General features: G+C 51.4%; 16 protein-coding genes and 4 pseudogenes. 1 reads left to right on the forward strand and 19 read right to left on the reverse strand.

Annotated features, from left to right (window positions below; genetic code table 11):
* Positions 1-85 precede the first annotated feature (85 nt).
* Positions 86-259 (reverse strand): annotated as a pseudogene (locus ACLJRH_RS06650) (RHS repeat-associated core domain-containing protein); the annotation flags it as partial.
* A gap of 147 nt (positions 260-406) precedes the next feature.
* Between ACLJRH_RS06650 and ACLJRH_RS06655 the strand changes: the two are divergent.
* Complete coding sequence (locus ACLJRH_RS06655) at positions 407-502, forward strand: SymE family type I addiction module toxin (protein WP_023136376.1); 96 nt, start codon at positions 407-409, stop codon at positions 500-502.
* Between the two features lie 193 nt (positions 503-695).
* On the opposite strand, the gene ACLJRH_RS06660 is transcribed toward ACLJRH_RS06655, so the two are convergent.
* From ACLJRH_RS06660 to ACLJRH_RS06745, 18 genes and pseudogenes are all read right to left on the reverse strand, one after another.
* On the reverse strand, positions 696-1,178 hold the full coding sequence (locus ACLJRH_RS06660; RefSeq protein ID WP_000120036.1) for an Imm26 family immunity protein: 483 nt from the start codon (positions 1,176-1,178) through the stop codon (positions 696-698).
* Positions 1,165-1,311, reverse strand: coding sequence for a hypothetical protein (locus ACLJRH_RS06665; protein WP_000723740.1), 147 nt, complete (start codon positions 1,309-1,311; stop codon positions 1,165-1,167). Before ACLJRH_RS06665 ends, ACLJRH_RS06660 begins: the two co-directional genes overlap by 14 nt.
* Before the next feature lie 385 nt (positions 1,312-1,696).
* Positions 1,697-2,143: a protein SciX gene (gene sciX, locus ACLJRH_RS06670; protein WP_000935097.1), complete on the reverse strand. Its 447-nt coding sequence runs from the start codon at positions 2,141-2,143 to the stop codon at positions 1,697-1,699.
* The gene (locus tag ACLJRH_RS06675; protein WP_023223325.1) at positions 2,137-6,216 is read right to left on the reverse strand and encodes a polymorphic toxin type 47 domain-containing protein; all 4,080 of its coding nucleotides are present in this window, start codon (positions 6,214-6,216) and stop codon (positions 2,137-2,139) included. The genes sciX and ACLJRH_RS06675 overlap by 7 nt, the downstream gene beginning before the upstream one ends.
* A gap of 18 nt (positions 6,217-6,234) precedes the next feature.
* Positions 6,235-6,681: a DcrB-related protein gene (locus tag ACLJRH_RS06680; protein WP_000375833.1), complete on the reverse strand. Its 447-nt coding sequence runs from the start codon at positions 6,679-6,681 to the stop codon at positions 6,235-6,237.
* Between the two features lie 23 nt (positions 6,682-6,704).
* Positions 6,705-8,432 (reverse strand): annotated as a pseudogene (locus ACLJRH_RS06685) (type VI secretion system Vgr family protein); the annotation flags it as partial.
* Positions 8,431-9,054, reverse strand: a pseudogene (tssK, locus tag ACLJRH_RS06690) (type VI secretion system baseplate subunit TssK); the annotation flags it as partial. The pseudogenes tssK and ACLJRH_RS06685, both read right to left, overlap by 2 nt.
* 3 nt (positions 9,055-9,057) lie before the next feature.
* A complete protein-coding gene (gene tssJ, locus ACLJRH_RS06695; RefSeq protein WP_001045935.1) occupies positions 9,058-9,594 on the reverse strand; it encodes a type VI secretion system lipoprotein TssJ in 537 nt (178 codons plus the stop codon).
* A gap of 66 nt (positions 9,595-9,660) precedes the next feature.
* The gene (locus ACLJRH_RS06700) at positions 9,661-10,146 is read right to left on the reverse strand and encodes an Hcp family type VI secretion system effector (RefSeq protein ID WP_023136381.1); all 486 of its coding nucleotides are present in this window, start codon (positions 10,144-10,146) and stop codon (positions 9,661-9,663) included.
* Positions 10,147-10,288: 142 nt separating this feature from the next.
* On the reverse strand, positions 10,289-10,672 hold the full coding sequence (locus ACLJRH_RS06705; protein ID WP_000379082.1) for a type VI secretion system amidase immunity protein Tai4: 384 nt from the start codon (positions 10,670-10,672) through the stop codon (positions 10,289-10,291).
* A complete protein-coding gene (locus ACLJRH_RS06710) occupies positions 10,657-11,142 on the reverse strand; it encodes a type VI secretion system amidase effector protein Tae4 (protein WP_023136383.1) in 486 nt (161 codons plus the stop codon). Before ACLJRH_RS06710 ends, ACLJRH_RS06705 begins: the two co-directional genes overlap by 16 nt.
* Before the next feature lie 42 nt (positions 11,143-11,184).
* Positions 11,185-11,379, reverse strand: a pseudogene (locus tag ACLJRH_RS06715) (type VI secretion system lipoprotein TssJ); the annotation flags it as partial.
* 67 nt (positions 11,380-11,446) lie between these two features.
* Complete coding sequence (locus ACLJRH_RS06720; protein WP_000312802.1) at positions 11,447-11,932, reverse strand: Hcp family type VI secretion system effector; 486 nt, start codon at positions 11,930-11,932, stop codon at positions 11,447-11,449.
* 236 nt (positions 11,933-12,168) lie between these two features.
* Entirely contained in the window at positions 12,169-12,594 is a 426-nt protein-coding gene (locus tag ACLJRH_RS06725; RefSeq protein WP_001171575.1) for an STY0301 family protein, read from the reverse strand.
* Complete coding sequence (locus ACLJRH_RS06730; RefSeq protein WP_001147173.1) at positions 12,566-12,967, reverse strand: BPSL0067 family protein; 402 nt, start codon at positions 12,965-12,967, stop codon at positions 12,566-12,568. Before ACLJRH_RS06730 ends, ACLJRH_RS06725 begins: the two co-directional genes overlap by 29 nt.
* Before the next feature lie 52 nt (positions 12,968-13,019).
* Entirely contained in the window at positions 13,020-14,528 is a 1,509-nt protein-coding gene (tssC, locus tag ACLJRH_RS06735; protein ID WP_000013884.1) for a type VI secretion system contractile sheath large subunit, read from the reverse strand.
* Positions 14,529-14,551: 23 nt separating this feature from the next.
* On the reverse strand, positions 14,552-15,094 hold the full coding sequence (gene tssB / locus ACLJRH_RS06740; protein WP_000996815.1) for a type VI secretion system contractile sheath small subunit: 543 nt from the start codon (positions 15,092-15,094) through the stop codon (positions 14,552-14,554).
* A 61-nt stretch (positions 15,095-15,155) separates the two neighbouring features.
* On the reverse strand, positions 15,156-15,446 hold the full coding sequence (locus ACLJRH_RS06745) for a hypothetical protein (RefSeq protein WP_000175471.1): 291 nt from the start codon (positions 15,444-15,446) through the stop codon (positions 15,156-15,158).
* Positions 15,447-15,483: the final 37 nt, after the last annotated feature.

Genomic DNA, 15,483 nt, shown 5'->3' on the forward strand with positions numbered 1-15,483 from the left:
ATGAGTATTCACTAATGCAATTATTTTCAACCATTATTCATCTTAATAACGTGCCAGGATCACCTCTATCAGTACCACAAGTAATAAGACCAAGAAGATTACTATCTGTAATAGGATTCAGAGGATAATGATATCGGTTCCATCCCCCTTTCAGCCCTATCGGGTCCTGACTGACGAACCAACCACACTCCGGTGCATAATATCTGAACAGATTTTAATGCAGCCCCGTCTCGTCGTCAAAATACTGTCCCGGCAGCCGGTTGCTCATCACTGGCCGGCTCCCGGGGCATCGTCATGTAGTCGTTGTCGTCATACGCAAACTCGCGCTGATACTGTGCCGGATTTTACCCACTGTGAGTTCTATTCATGGGTTGAGGGACGTTCAGTTCGTTTATGCGGCGAATGGATGCCGCAGGCCGGGTTTATTAACGGGATGCCCGTTAAAATTCGGGTGATGAAAGACTGCATCGTGATCACGCTGCAAAATACCCGCGAACTGTGAGGCTGTATTGAAGGGATGAGCATGACTTTTATTAATCAAAAGAAGGTGAAAGCGTGGCTGAAAACCTTTCCGGGGGCGCTGAACGATACCGGAGATATTCCGGTGATTAAGCGGAGCAGGCTCGAAGGCGGGATTTGATGGGGGTTAAATAATAAAAGCCGGGAAGATTTGAGGATCTGTCCCGGCTTTATCTTCAGATATTATTTAATAGCTTTTTAATATCAAAATCACCATATGGACTTAACTTATGATATTTTAGAGATTCCTCTTTAGATATGGAAATTTCATTACCAAACACATCAACTCTTTTACATAAACTTTCAAGACCGTATGTAAAATATACATTTTCAACATCTATAGGGGAAAAGTTACTCTGATGACAAATAACTCTCCAGTCACCATCTTTGTATACCTTTTTATCAAACAAGCCATAAGTATCAATTACAATGGGCGAATAAATTCTTTTTACCTTATTAATCTTTTTTTCTGTAATTTCTGGAGCGGCTGACATATAATCAAATAACTCAGCAACATGCCCAGTTATTATTTTAGATATTATCCTGCCAAAACAATATCTATCTCCATCTAATTTAAAACAAAATATGTCTCCGAGCTTCACAAAGCGCAACATCGTTCTCAGCTTCTTATCCCAGTCCCAAACTTTAAAATAACTCATCCGCATTTCCCCCTATAGGAGCCAACTCCCTTACTATTTTAAGAGTTTTTAAATGCTTGTGCGCTGGGATCTGTTCGCCCATGATCAAATGAATTATATTTATTCTCTCTATTTGTTGAGGAATTTTTTTCACCTATGGTTCCGGTTCTGGTTTTATATTTCTCTATATAATATTGCTCGTAACCTCTGACTTTCCATTAGATTACATTTTCATCAAGTGGCAGCATCCTTCCATTTTCTTTTGATAACCTGCCAGTGCTTTAATGCTCGGCCCTTCGTCGATCCATATCATTAGTAATACCAATGTAATAAGGTTTATTTGCTCCAGGAGCAAATAAACCATAAACACTATAACCTGTCGCATCAACTGGATTCAGGTCTAGCGGATCTATCCAGGTTAATGGGTTATGCTATCTTCCCGACCTCAGAGTTGCTGTTTCCCCTGCCAGACAATCGTGCCATCTTCGGCTAGTAACGCCTAAATACAGGCAACTATATCGCTAAAGAGCACTCACGCTTTATTTAATGGTTGAACATACAATCAAATCACCATGATCATTTTCACATATAAGCCAAGATAGTTCATGATCTGCAACATAATATTCAAAATATCTGCAATTTTCTATAATTTCAGGCAGGGAGTTAAGAGGAACGTTATATACATATATTTGCTCATTATCTTCATCAGCAATCAAAAATATATGTTTGTTGATTACATTGCTTTCATTGAGTTGTTTGCTTACTATTTGTGATATGTTTTTATATCCAGAATTATCGGTATAAGAAAAGACATATTGTCTATGTTTTAATGATAACCACCAGGTTCTAGGATTACCATTAACATATATCTCTTTTATCTCAGAAACGATTTGTTCGGGTTTATCGACACGATAGTCATGAATACCGAGATTTTTAATCGCATTCTCCAGTTCGATTCTAAGTTCAGACATATTTGAATTTAACATTTATCATCTCCCTTAGAGTCAGAGCGATGCGGATGTTGTGGGCCATCATAAGTAATATTACCTCTATTAGCTCCTCCGGAACCTCTTTTTCCTGCGGATTGCCAACCAACATGTGGTTTATCATGCCCTGCTGTCACATCCATATCTGCATGAGGTGCATCATAAGCAACTTTAGCCCCATTTGGACCTTTAAACTCAACAACAGTACCAGTTTTGGGATCGACTTTCGAGAAAGTGACATCCTCAGGGTTTGTCATACCCGCATTTTCAAATCCGGTTCTCCTTGCCGCATCAAAATTAGATTGATGCTCCAGGATAGCAAGTCCTAAAGGATCGATCCATCTAATCGGATTCGGCGCATACTGATAAAGGTTTAACCCGCCCCTTAACCCAATCGGATCCTGACTGACGAACCGTCCACACTCCGGTGCATAATATCTGAACAGATTGTAATGCAGCCCCGTCTCGTCGTCAAAATACTGCCCCGGCAGCCGCAGCGGCTGGTGAAAGTACGCCCCGCTGTTGCTGATGTCCGCCGCATTCTCTCCAAACCCCCTGATATACCCCGCCCACACCAGCGTCCCGTCCGCCACCGTCACCTCCTGCGGCGTGCCCGTCACGTCCGTGTGGTAATACCACACCTGCCTGCTTTCTCCCCGCCCCGTCACGCTCGCCACCGGCGTGTACGGCTGTTCCGCATCGTACAGATAGGTCCGCCAGCCCTGCTGCTGCACGTTCTCCTGCAACAGCCTGAACCCCTCCCACACAAAGTCCGTCCGGCTCCGCGCCGTATGGCTCGTGTGCCGCCCGTACGTCGCCTTGCGGGTTCGCCTCCCCAGCGCATCGTAGCCGTAGTGCGTCTCCGTGTTGCCGCTGATGACCCGCGTCAGCTGCCCCTGCGCGTTCCACTCCAGTTGCTGGTCGCGCCGCGTGGTCAGCTCGCCCCACTCGTTATAACCGTAACGGTCACGACCACAGCCTGGCAGCCGGTTGTTCATCACCGGACCCTGCCCTTCGTTATCCAGCAGGTTGCCCGCCTTATCGTAATAATAACGGTCATGGTCATACATCTGACCTGAGCGCCCGGTCAGGTAACCGCTTCTGTCATAGCTGTACACCACGCTGCCACGCAGGCCGTCGTCAATCGTGCCCACCTCGCCGTGGTTGTTCCAGTAATAGTCCCTCGACGTCACGCAGCCCTGCCGCGCCGGGCGCTGGCCGGGAAGAACAGGGGCACTGCCGGGCGCCAGACTGCGCTGCCAGCTCAGCAGCCCGTCGTCGTCGTAGCCGCTGTACGTCGCAAGCTGCCCCTGCGTGCGCATTATCTGACGGTGCAGGCTGTCGCGCTCATACTCGCTCACCGTCAGGCCGTCCAGCGCCGTCTGTAACAGATGCCCGCTCCCGTAATACAGATGCGTCAGGTGCTGCCCGTCCGGCAGCGTGATGTCCGTCGGGTTGCCCAGCGCGTCGCGCTGATAACGTATGCTACCGTTCCCCGCGTGCTCCGCCGTCAGCCAGCCGCTGCGGTCATACTCAAAACGCACCGTGTCGGCCTGCATCCGGTGCTGCTGTTGCCCCGCCTCCGTGGGCGTGAGCGTCACTGCCGTTATCTGGTCCAGCCGGTTGTAGCTGAACGTCCGCTGGCCGTGTTCATTCTCCGTCCGTAACAGACGGCCCAGCGCATCCCGCTGCTGCGTCTCCCGCCGCACGCCGCCCTGCGTGCCCGTGGTCTGTATCGCCGTCAGATAACCGCTGTCGTCCAGGATAAAAGTACGGCTCAGTCCGTCCGGGCGCACCTCACGCACCAGCCTGCCGTCCGCATCGTGACTGAACCGGTACTGCGCCCCGTTGCCGTTGGTCAGCGCGGTCACCCGGCCTTCCGGCGTGTACTGCCAGCGCGTCTCGCGCTTCTCCTCATCCGTGTGCGCCGCCAGCAGACCGCGCGGCGTATACCGCCAGCTCTCCACGCTCCCCGTGATGCGCCGGTGGCTGCTCATCAGCCCCAGCGCATTCCAGGTATACCTGTCCTGCTGTTTCCCCGGTGAGTTCACCGTCTCCGGCAACCCAAGTCGGTTGTAACTGATGCGCACCACCTTCCCTTCGGCGTCCGTCACCCGCGTCAGGTTGCCGTCCTCATCGTGGTCATATCCGGTGCTGCGCCCTGAACAGTCGGTGTACCGCGTCATCTGCCCCCGGCTGTCGAACGCCGTCACCACCGTGCCGCCCGCCGCATCCGTCCGGCTGCACATCTGCCCCTGTTCATCGTAAGCATACTGCGTCACCCGCCCTTCCGGGTCCGTCTCCTGCACTGGCTGGCCGTGGGCGTTGTACTGCGTTTTCCAGACAGCGTCATCGTCCAGCGCCGTGCGCGTGATTTCGTCGAACTCGCCGTTCCACTGCGTCTGCGTCACCCGGCCTTCCGGATCTGTCGTCTTCACCACCCGGTTCTGGATGTCATATTCATACGCCACCGTGCGACCGCCGGGCAGCTCAATGTTGACAGGGAAGTGGTCTTCGTTGTACGTGAAGCGGTACATTCCACCGCCCGGCGTCCGGTGCGCGGTGATATACGTCTCCCTGTCGTACCACCACTGCCATGACTCCCCCTGCCTGCCGGTGACGGTGGTGGTGCCTGCGGCAAAATCATAGTCAAAGCGGTAATGTTCGCCGTCACTGGTGTCGTGCTCCGTCACGCGCGGCGCGGCGTCGAGTTCCTGCCAGCAGTAGCGGCAGGTGAACCCCGCCGCATTGCTGTGCGCCGTCATCAGCCCGTTTTCATAAGCAAACTGCCGCACCAGCGTTCCCGCCCGGTTCACCACGCCGGTCAGTTGACCGTTATCGTCATACCGGTACTCTACCAGGTTGCCACGGGTGCCGCCCTGCACCAGTTCAATTCGCGACAGCCGCTCCCCTGCCGGGGTCTGTGTGCGGTGCAGTAACAGGTGATGCCCGCTGCTGGAGGCTATCCGTACCAGTCTGCCTCCTTCGTGCCCGAAGACAATGCGCTGGCGGTGCGGCGTCTCCATAAACAGCAGGTATGCCATGCCGTCACTGTCAAAATCACCAAATACGTAATAGCTGCGATCGGTGTAATGCAGCACGTAACGCCCGTCATGCAGGCGGCTGAGGTATAACTGTTCTTCCGGGTCAAATATCTGGTGGCCGGGCGTCAGCATCGTTTTCGGGTAACACAGTTCCCGCCCCTGTACGCCGGTCAGCGTGATGTGTTCATCGTCCTCGCGCAGGCTGGTTTCCCAGTTCAGCCGCCAGCCCCGTCCCAACAGTCCCACGGTTTCCAGGTGGCTGGCGTAAAAACGCGAGCAGGTGACCGGCAGGCGACCGGGCAGGGTGAAGTCCGTTTCCGGCAGCAGGATTTTCTGCCCGGTGGTCACATCCACCGGATTGCTGAACAGCCCGCTGATAGCCTCACCCACGGCCATCCCGGCAAGCTCCCCGCCGATAAACTTAGCGGCACATTTAGTGCCAAATTTCGTCCCCAGCTTTGCCGCCTGCCGCCACGCCCCGGCCAGCCCGCCGAGCAGACTCGCCACGACAAACAATACATCCACCACCTTGCGCAGCCAGTCCGGAATTTCAGAACTGATTTCCAGTACCGTCTGCGTACCGCCGCCCAGAAACACATTCGGCGAACCGTCTTCAATCACCGCGTCGCATTCGGTGTGGTCATCCTTACGGGCGGCGGGCTGGCTGTTAATGTAGATATTTTCCGACCCCTGGGCGATGCGTTTTTCTGCGATATGGTTATCGCATTTCACCGTACTCAGTACCGCGCGCGCCGCCGGGCGACTGTTGGTGCTGACATTCTCCGAACCGGTGAGGATTTTTCCTGCCGTGTGGTGGATGGAGCGCCCGATGGCTTCGCCCAGTTGCAATACCCCGGAGGCTATTTGATCGGCCATAAAACCCAGAATCAGCCCGGCAAGAAAACCGCAGCTAAAGAAGGCAAAGGCGGCAAGCGCGATAATGGCGATGCCGATGATAGCGCCGATAAGAAACCCGGCGAGCGCGCTGGTGTGGTAGATAGGATCATCCACACGGGCTGCTTCATACATGGTCACACCTCCGTGTGATTATTCGTTTTTATCCGGCTGAAAGCCTGCCAGCCAGGTGTTCCAGAGTAGGTCTGCTTTATCATCAAAAGGACGGGGACTGGTCAGGGTGAAGACCAGTACCTTGCCAGGGGTTGCAATAAACCCGGCCTGACGCTGGTACACTTCCGTTTTCCCGGATTTATGGGTGGCGGCAATTTGTTCCCCCATAAGGGCATTATTGCCCGTTCCTGCCTGTGCAGGCGCTCGCGACAATACCCGGTGCTGACCGAGATTTTTTTTCATCAGCGCAATCTGGCGGTCAATATAGGCGGGCAGGTCTTCATCAGGTTTTAGCGTATCGCGGGAAATATTCAGACTGGGCGATGTTCGTTCATTGCCCTCCAGGATAAAAATATTAACGCTGCGATCCGTAAATGTTTCAGGCAGGACAAAACACCCTTCCTGTATGCGGTATGGTCGATCCATGAGAACTCCAGGTTTAATTCAGATCATTCAGAGGTGGGAAGGGGGGCAATATCATCGGCGGTTACGGCTGTGCCGCCATCCGGGTTCATATCAATACCTTTACCAATCAGTTGCATGACATCGCTGGTATGTAACATCAGTTGCTTGCCACAAAACTCAATGGAGCCGTCCTTATGTAAAACAAGCGCCGCATTGCCGCAGCGAAGCGTGAATTGATCGCCAACATCTAAACGATAAGTGGTGCCGATATTGATCGTCTGCGCCAGTTTTACGGAAAGGCCGTCATTCTTCGTTACCGTGGTGTTTCTGTCCTCACCAATACTGTTGGTTTCATTTTTAATAATGGTTTTAGTGCGATCCACCATAACCGTATGCGTTTCATTATTCTTCACCGTGGTGTTGAGATCTTTTTCCGCGTGGAACTTCACTTCCTCCGCGCCGGTTTTGTCGTCAAAACGCAGCATGTTGCCGTTCGTTGGCCCGCCATACAGCGAGTGGCTGAAGATCCCGCTCTGCGACGCCATTCCCGGCAGTCCCCACGGCGGCATGGTGTCCTGGTTGTAGGTACGCCCCACGATGATCGGCAGATCCGGATCGCCGTTTTTGAAATCCACCAGCACTTCCTGGCCGATACGCGGGATCTGGATCATCCCGAAGCCTTTGCCCGCCCATGGGTAGCTGACGCGTATCCAGCAGGAGCTGTTTTCATCCATTTTGCCGTAACGGTCCCAGCCAAACTGCACCTTTACCCGCCCGTACTGATCCGTCCAGATTTCCTGGCCCGCCGGGCCGGTGACGATGGCGCTCTGCGGCCCTTTGGTGTGGGGTTTGCTCACCGTCCGCTGCGGGCGGAACACCTCACGGGTCGGGTGCAGTTCAAAACGGGTGGAAAAGGTAAAGTGCTGGTCCTGCCCGCTGTGCTGCGCGTTGTCCTGCACAAACAGCGTAGTCTGCGCCAACAGATATTCCTGGTTGAGTTCTGCCGTAGGGTGATTCATCAACGCAAAGGTGTAGCCAGTCATCAGCGTACGGATATTCCCGGCACCGTGAACCCGGCTGCCAGGGCTGCGCTGCGCTTCCATACGAATGCGCGTCAGCATTTCGCCTTCGCCCTTGTCGAAATAATCGCCCGGCCATTCGTAGTGTTCGTAACTGGCATGGCCGGTTTCACGCGGGTTTGCCACTGTGTTCGCCAGCCGCGAGCGCGGTTTTTTAAAGTCAAAATCATCCAGTACCCACTGCCCGGTACGCAGACTTTCATTGGCTATAATGGTGTGGATAAATGCTTTATCCAGCTTTAACCCTTTTTGATGCCATTCTACCTCCGGTGAATCCGGGCAGGCGTGATGTGTACTGATGGCATCCGCCAGCACCAGCGTGTGGCTGTCCTCGCTGTGCTCAAACCACCAGTAGATGCCCCACTCCTGCATCAGTCGCTGAAGAAAATCAAAATCAGTTTCACCGTACTGTACCTGCCAGGTGCGTACCGGGTAGCTTTCCACCAGTCGCTTTTCCACCGGATACGGATACTCAGCCAGCACTTCATCGAGAATGTCCACCACGGTTTTATTCTGGAATGCCTTGTAGTCGCTGGTGTGGGTCAGCAGTTTTACCCACGGCTCCATACGCAGCTCATAGGTAACAGAACGCCCTTCATGGCCCACCACCCGCGCCGCCGTGACCAGCCCGCTGATATGCCGTTTGCCGCCGCCATCCAGTTCGATGTTGACGCACAAATCTTTGCCCACCATCGTTGATCCACGACAGCCAGGTACACATCAGTGAACTGGCCTGATAATTAATGATGGGCGGGATCAGGTCGTGGTCGATATCTATCCGCCCGTCAGGATTCAGCCCGATGATGCGGGTCAGCGGCAGGCCAATCCAGGCGCCCGTCACCGCCTTTTCCGGCAGCAGCCGCAGGCGCAGGTGACTGAGCTGTAATAACTGCGCGCCACGTCCCAGCGAGTTGGCGTCGCGGATGTCGTGTTCATGTACCGAGAAACGCGCCAATGATTCCGGGTTATTGTCAAACGTAGTTTCTTCGCTGTTCGGCGCGCGTACCGGTACCGCCAGACAAATCTGCTGGTTCAGGTGCTCCGGCAGAATGGTCAGTGGCGGCGGCAGCGGGGTGTGGTCCGGTGCGTTAAACGGCGTGCCGTCAGGAAAAATCCCTGATGCCTCTTTCAGTATCAGTTTACCGATGTTCAGCGCTTCGCCATCAATATTGTAGTGGCTGAATCCCCAGAAAAAGGGGGTCAGCGGCAGGCTGCGGTAATGCATGACGTGTTCCAGATAACGCTCTTGCTGCTGAAACATCTGCGGCAGTAAAAATTGTCCTTCACTCCAGACTACGCGGTCATTCCAGCTCATAATTCATTTATCCCGTTCCGTAATTACAATGGCGCTTTGTTCCAGTTCCGCCTCCAACTGCACTTTTCCTTTCCCCGGTACGAAGTTGCTGTACCAGGCTTTTTCCGGGGCTTCCGGGATTTTGTAGGTTACCCGCCAGACCGATTTGGCCAGGTTACGGTATCCGGCCAGTACGCCGATTGCCGTGGTCTGCGCATTCAGCGGGCGACGCAGTTTTTTCTCTTCGCCGGGACGCAAAATAAAGCTGTCGCGACGCACTAAATCGTCGGTAAGGACGGATTTGTCGTTGTCATGGAGCGACCAGTAATCAGCTGTCGTGAAAGCGGCGTCATTTTTTAGTTCATAAACACGTATCTCAATGGGCGCGGCCTTCTTCTGATTGTCAGGATTCACCTTATCAGAGGCTTTCACGCTCAGGTCGAGTCGCTGTGATTCGAGGTCAGGTAACGCATCGCTACTGCCGCATCCGGAAAGCAGGAGCAGTGCAAAAGGCATAGCTACCGCACATAACCGCCGAGTGGGGTTACGCCATTTATTCACTGTAAATTCCTTTAAAATCAAAACAATAAATCCGGCCAGATATAAATCTGGCCGGAAAAACAGCCGTTAAATTTCTTTGTTCGCCTTGAAGTCGTAACCTGCGGTGATAGTGCCGCCGCTGCCGCCCTGCTGGTTCTGCACCACGTATTCCTGTTTCACAGTGCTGAAAGAAAGCTCGACCGTTTCACGGGAGGCGATTTCACCATCGTGGCTGCCGCTCGGGGAAACCACGGCGACAATCAGGTCGGTGAAGGTATACTTGAGGTACTCCAGCGGATTGCCGCCAGCCTTACGCATAACCAGAATGGCCTGCGGAATGTGCTTGCCGGAGGCGCAGTATTTGAACAGGTTCGGGCTGGCGCGGTCGATATAGTGATCAAAATCCAGGTTGGTGACGGAGACCTTACCGGAGCCGAGGCCGCTACCGGCGTGCATGGTGGATTCCTGATGAATATTCCAGCGCCAGCCCAGCACCTCGATTTCATTTTTGTGTTTATCATCCATTGACTCGCCGTCAATGCCGTCAATTTTCAGAAAAATATCATAAGACATATCTACTATCCTTTTAACTACCTAAATAACGTCCTGATTTATCTGCTTTATTAGGTGAATAGATTAACTATTACTGTACAGCTCTCTATTACCCATAAATTCATCAGAGCAAGAGAACATATGCTTTTAATATCTTTGAATTTTACTTCTCGACACGCCTTTTAATTAATTCATTTAATTCACTGTCGTGGATAAAATCTATGCACTTCATGGTATTAAAATCTGATGATATCGAGCCATTATATTTCAATCCTGAATATTTTTTCGCAATCTCATCAATTTCATGATAAATCTCCACAGATTGTTTACCATATTCAAGGTAAGCACTGGCCGTAGCTCTGGCATCGTTTTTAACGACATCATCTTTGTATACTAATGCCAGACAATGACTCAGCGCCCAGTTTTTTAAGAGTTCCGACTGTGAATATTGTGTGGTCAATGCTTCATGTGCAAAGGATGGCTGCCATACCAACATTCCACTTATGCTGAAAGTAACTAATATTAACCATTTCATGGCAGTATCCACAGAGTCCCAACTTCAGGAACAAATGGTCCATTATCTGGGTCATTTAATAAGTGGCACTGATCTGAACAGATACTGCCATTCCATAATGTAACGTGTCCTCTGGCATTGCTCCAGCCATGCCCTTTTACTACGATAATTCCTTTCTTCCCTATAAAGTCACTCTGTTTCGGATTATTAACAATAAGATCAGGCTTGCCCATGTTATGAGTAAGATGATCAATCATATCATTCACGCGATAAATATAGAATTTATTATCGGCACCACTAACCTTTGCATACGGGGAGTTATGGGCTATTGGGAATCCTGTCGCATTCAAAACATAGCTCATTCGAATAGGACAGGCATTTTGAAAATAACCACCAGTTATATTTTTCCCAACGTTTCCACCAATAATGCTACCCACATCAGCGACGGAATGATTCACCTTCCTAAAAGCTAGCCACGCTTCATTGAATGAAGGTCTGTTCATTTTGCTTACCCTCTAAAAATTCTGTGTAGCTCATTAATTCTCAACACGTATCTTCACGGACGCCGCTTTCTTCTGATTGTCAGAATTCACCTTGTAAAACGCTTTCACGCTCAGGCCAAGCCGCTGCGATTAGGGGTCAGGTAGCGAATCGCTACTGCCGCATCCGGAAAGCAGGAGCAGTGCAAAAGGCATAGCTACCGCACATAACCACCGAGTGGGGTTACGCCATTTATTCACTGTAAATTCCTTTAAAATCAAAACAATAAAACCAGCCAGACATAACATCTGGCCGGAAAAACAGCCGTTAAATTTCTTTGTTCGCCTTGAAGTCGTAACCTGCGGTGATAGTGCCGCCGCTGCCGCCCTGCTGGTTCTGCACCACGTATTCCTGTTTCACAGTGCTGAAAGAAAGCTCGACCGTTTCACGGGAGGCGATTTCACCATCGTGGCTGCCGCTCGGGGAAACCACGGCGACAATCAGGTCGGTGAAGGTATACTTGAGGTACTCCAGCGGATTGCCGCCAGCCTTACGCATAACCAGAATGGCCTGCGGAATGTGCTTGCCGGAGGCGCAGTATTTGAACAGGTTCGGGCTGGCGCGGTCGATATAGTGATCAAAATCCAGGTTGGTGACGGAGACCTTACCGGAGCCGAGGCCGCTACCGGCGTGCATGGTGGATTCCTGATGGATATTCCAGCGCCAGCTCAGTACTTCAATTTCATTTTTGTGTTTGTCATCCATCGACTCACCGTCGATGCCGTCAATTTTCAGAAAAATGTCATAAGCCATTTTTATATCCTTATTAAGTTTTACTTAAAATAAACCTGGTTTATCCTGATAATTTGCGCAGAAATAAACCGTTGCCGTACAGAATCCCCTTCCCCGTAATTTCAGGAGAACAGAAGGCTGTCTTTTTCCGCTGCCAATATTATTGAAGTATTTACTTCACGAATAAATCTTAAACATTAACAGGCATCTTTTATGCGTATTCTGGCATCAGAGTATTCATATAAAGATTATATATTTTATTTACAAATCAATTTCGCCGGTAAGACATCCGGGCTCCAGCATGTCGCGACCGTTCCCTGAACTTTTCTGGCAAGCAGAACAGCCCACTGTCCATAACTACACGAGAACCAGATCCCCCGGCGATTATCCTCCGGGTCTATCTCCCACAGGTGCCCCTTTTTCCCATCAACGACTGCATCTTCACCTTTCAGATCTGCCTGCTCTTTGGGATCGCCAGACGAAAGAAAACCACCATCATTCAACATACGCGCTGCACGGGATGAGACATTCCATCCTTCCGCTGAGGAAATTATTGGAGCCTGAGAAAAATGAATAACCGCAGGGCAGACAATCTCATCGGCATGAACAACTATTACCGGAAGTAACCACAGAATGCCCCCGACAATACAGGTGCTATTCAACGATAAAATAGGCTTCTGCATTATTACTCATCCTTATATAAGTCCCGTCACTACGAACACTTCCATTATGCAACTTTCTTATATAACGTTTGGACACACGGGGTTTTGCGATATCATCTTTCCATTGATCCATCACCCATATCCCGCCAGCATCTTGCCCCAAAAAAAATGCAGCATGGTTGCCACTATTGTGGTTCGGATATCGCCCATTCACAAAAGTAGCGATAACTGTCCCGACTTCAATGTTTTTGTTTCCAAATACTGCGGCCCCTTGCTGCCATGTACTCGCTTGTCCTACTCGTATATAGTGTTGAATAAGTTCAACACACTGATGGTGGTTTCCTACCTTTTCTGTATCCTGTAAAGCCTTTGCATTAGCATAAACATATGGCATATATTCTCTTAATATCCTCTGATATCATTTATACATTCACAAAATAAATGCATCAGGCATTGCCCTGCTTCACTGACGGCAGTTTTGTCACCAGGCGCAGCGATCCCGTCAGCCCTTCAAGCTGGAAATGCGGACGCAGGAAGAATTTCGCGTCGTAATAACCTGGATTGCCTTCCACCTCTTCCACCACTACTTCAGCGGCAGCCAGCGGACGACGGGCTTTAGTTTCTTGCGAGGAGTTAACCGGATCGGCGTCGACGTAATTCATAATCCATTCATTTAGCCAGCGCTGCATATCCTCGCGCTCTTTAAAGGAACCGATTTTGTCGCGGACGATACATTTGAGGAAGTGCGCGAAGCGCGAGCAGGCGAACAGGTACGGCAGACGGGCAGACAGGTTAGCGTTGGCCGTCGCGTCCGGATCGTAGTATTCCTGTGGTTTTTGCAGCGACTGTGCACCGATAAAGGCGGCATAGTCTGAGTTTTTACGGTGGATCAACGGGATAAAACCGTTTTTCGCCAGTTCAGCCTCGCGGCGGTCAGAGATGGCGATTTCGGTCGGGCATTTCATGTCCACGCCGCCATCGTCAGTCGGGAAGGTATGGCAGGGAAGATTTTCCACCGCACCGCCTGATTCCACACCGCGAATCAACGTACACCAGCCGTAGTGTTTGAAGGAGCGGTTGATGTTTACGCCCATCGCGTAGGCCGCGTTGCTCCAGACGTATTTGGTATGGTCAGAACCATCCGCATCTTCTTCAAAATCAAACTCGTCCACCGGGTTGGTTTTTGCGCCATACGGCAGGCGGGCAAGAAAACGCGGCATCGTCAGGCCAATATAACGGGAGTCTTCGCTAGCCCGCAGCGAGTTCCACGGCGCATATTCCAGGTTCTGGGTGACGATTTTGGTCAGGTCGCGGGGATTCGCCAGCTCCTGCCAGGAGTCCATTTGCAGTACCGAGGGGGAAGCCCCGGCAATAAACGGCGCATGGGCCGACGCGGCGACTTTGGCGATAGAGCCAAGCAGATCCACATCGGGCGGTGTATGGTCGAAGTAGTAATCCGCAATGATACAGCCATAAGGTTCGCCACCTAACTGGCCGTATTCGGCTTCATACAGTTTCTTGAACATCGGGCTTTGATCCCAGGCGATGCCCTTGTAACGCTTCATGTTGCGCCGCAATTCATCTTTTGACAGATTCATGAAGCGGATTTTCAGCTTTTCGTCGGTCTCGGTGTTGTAAACCAGATGCTCCATACCGCGCCAGGAGGATTCCAGCTTCTGCCAGTCGGGATGTTGCAGAATCAGTTTGATCTGTTCGGTCAGTTTAAAGTCGATCTGCGCAATAATAGCGCTGATGCTTTTATAAGCGTCATCGCTGACGGTGATCGTGTTCGCCAGCGCCTGTTGCGCCAGCGTCTGCACCGCGGCTTCCACGGCTTTTGCCGCCTGGGTAGTCTTGGGTCGGAAGGCCTGATTCAGCAACGCATCAAATTCACCGGATGCGGAGACGGTATCCTGAGCAACCGCGTCGGTTGCCTGCATATTACTGTTTGCCATGAAAATTCCTTAAAAATTCGACGTTATTCCGCTGATTCATTATCCGCTGACACACCTTGCTGGGTAGCGGCCGGTTTCGGCGCATTCGCCAGCGTTTTCAGCAGGGTCGGGTCCTGCAACAGTTTATTGACCAGATTTTCCGCCCCGGCCTTGCCATCCATGTAGGTCTGGAGGTTCGCCAGTTGGGTGCGGGCTTCCAGTAACTGGTTCAGGGCGTCCACCTTGCGGGCAATCTGTGCCGGCGAAAAGTCGTCCATATTTTCCAGAGTGATATCGACCATCAACTGACCTTCACCCGTCAGCGTATTCGGCACAGCGAACGCCACGCGCGGCGCAATGGCTTTCATGCGCTCATTGAAGTTATCAATATCAATATCGAGGAATTTGCGATCCGTCACCGGCGGCAGTTCTTCCCGCGGTTTCCCGGCCAGATCGGCCAGCACCGCCATCACGAACGGCAGCTCGATTTTTTTCTCGGAACCGTAAATCTCTACGTCATATTCAATCTGCACGCGCGGCGCGCGGTTGCGCGCGATGAATTTCTGCGCGCTATTGTTGATAGCCATACTCTTTCATTTCCTTATCAATCTACCGACGACCGCCCGGACAGCGGTGCAACGGCACAGTTTAAAAATCATACTCAGAGAGTTTTTTTATAATCTCTTTGTTTTCTTTGTACTTTTCCCGTAACCCAGGAAGTGCTTTTTTCGCCGGAGGGCACCAGGTATTAATGCCCTTTTCTATGTCTTTTTTATCCTCTTCCGGTAAAGAACTGTCCCATTCGCCGGCCAGATGCTGGCACATCTCTGCATTGCTCAGAAAATGCTGCACATCCTGTGGTAAAGGCGGTTCGCCATGAACACTGAAAGCGAACATCATTAGCAAAGGAGTCAATAACGCCGGGTAACGTAATGTCATATTTAATGCCCATCAATTGACCAGTGGGGTTTATCTG

It is taken from the genome of Salmonella sp. SAL04162, assembly GCF_046551535.1.
GTDB classification, from domain to species: Bacteria; Pseudomonadota; Gammaproteobacteria; order Enterobacterales; family Enterobacteriaceae; genus Salmonella; species Salmonella enterica.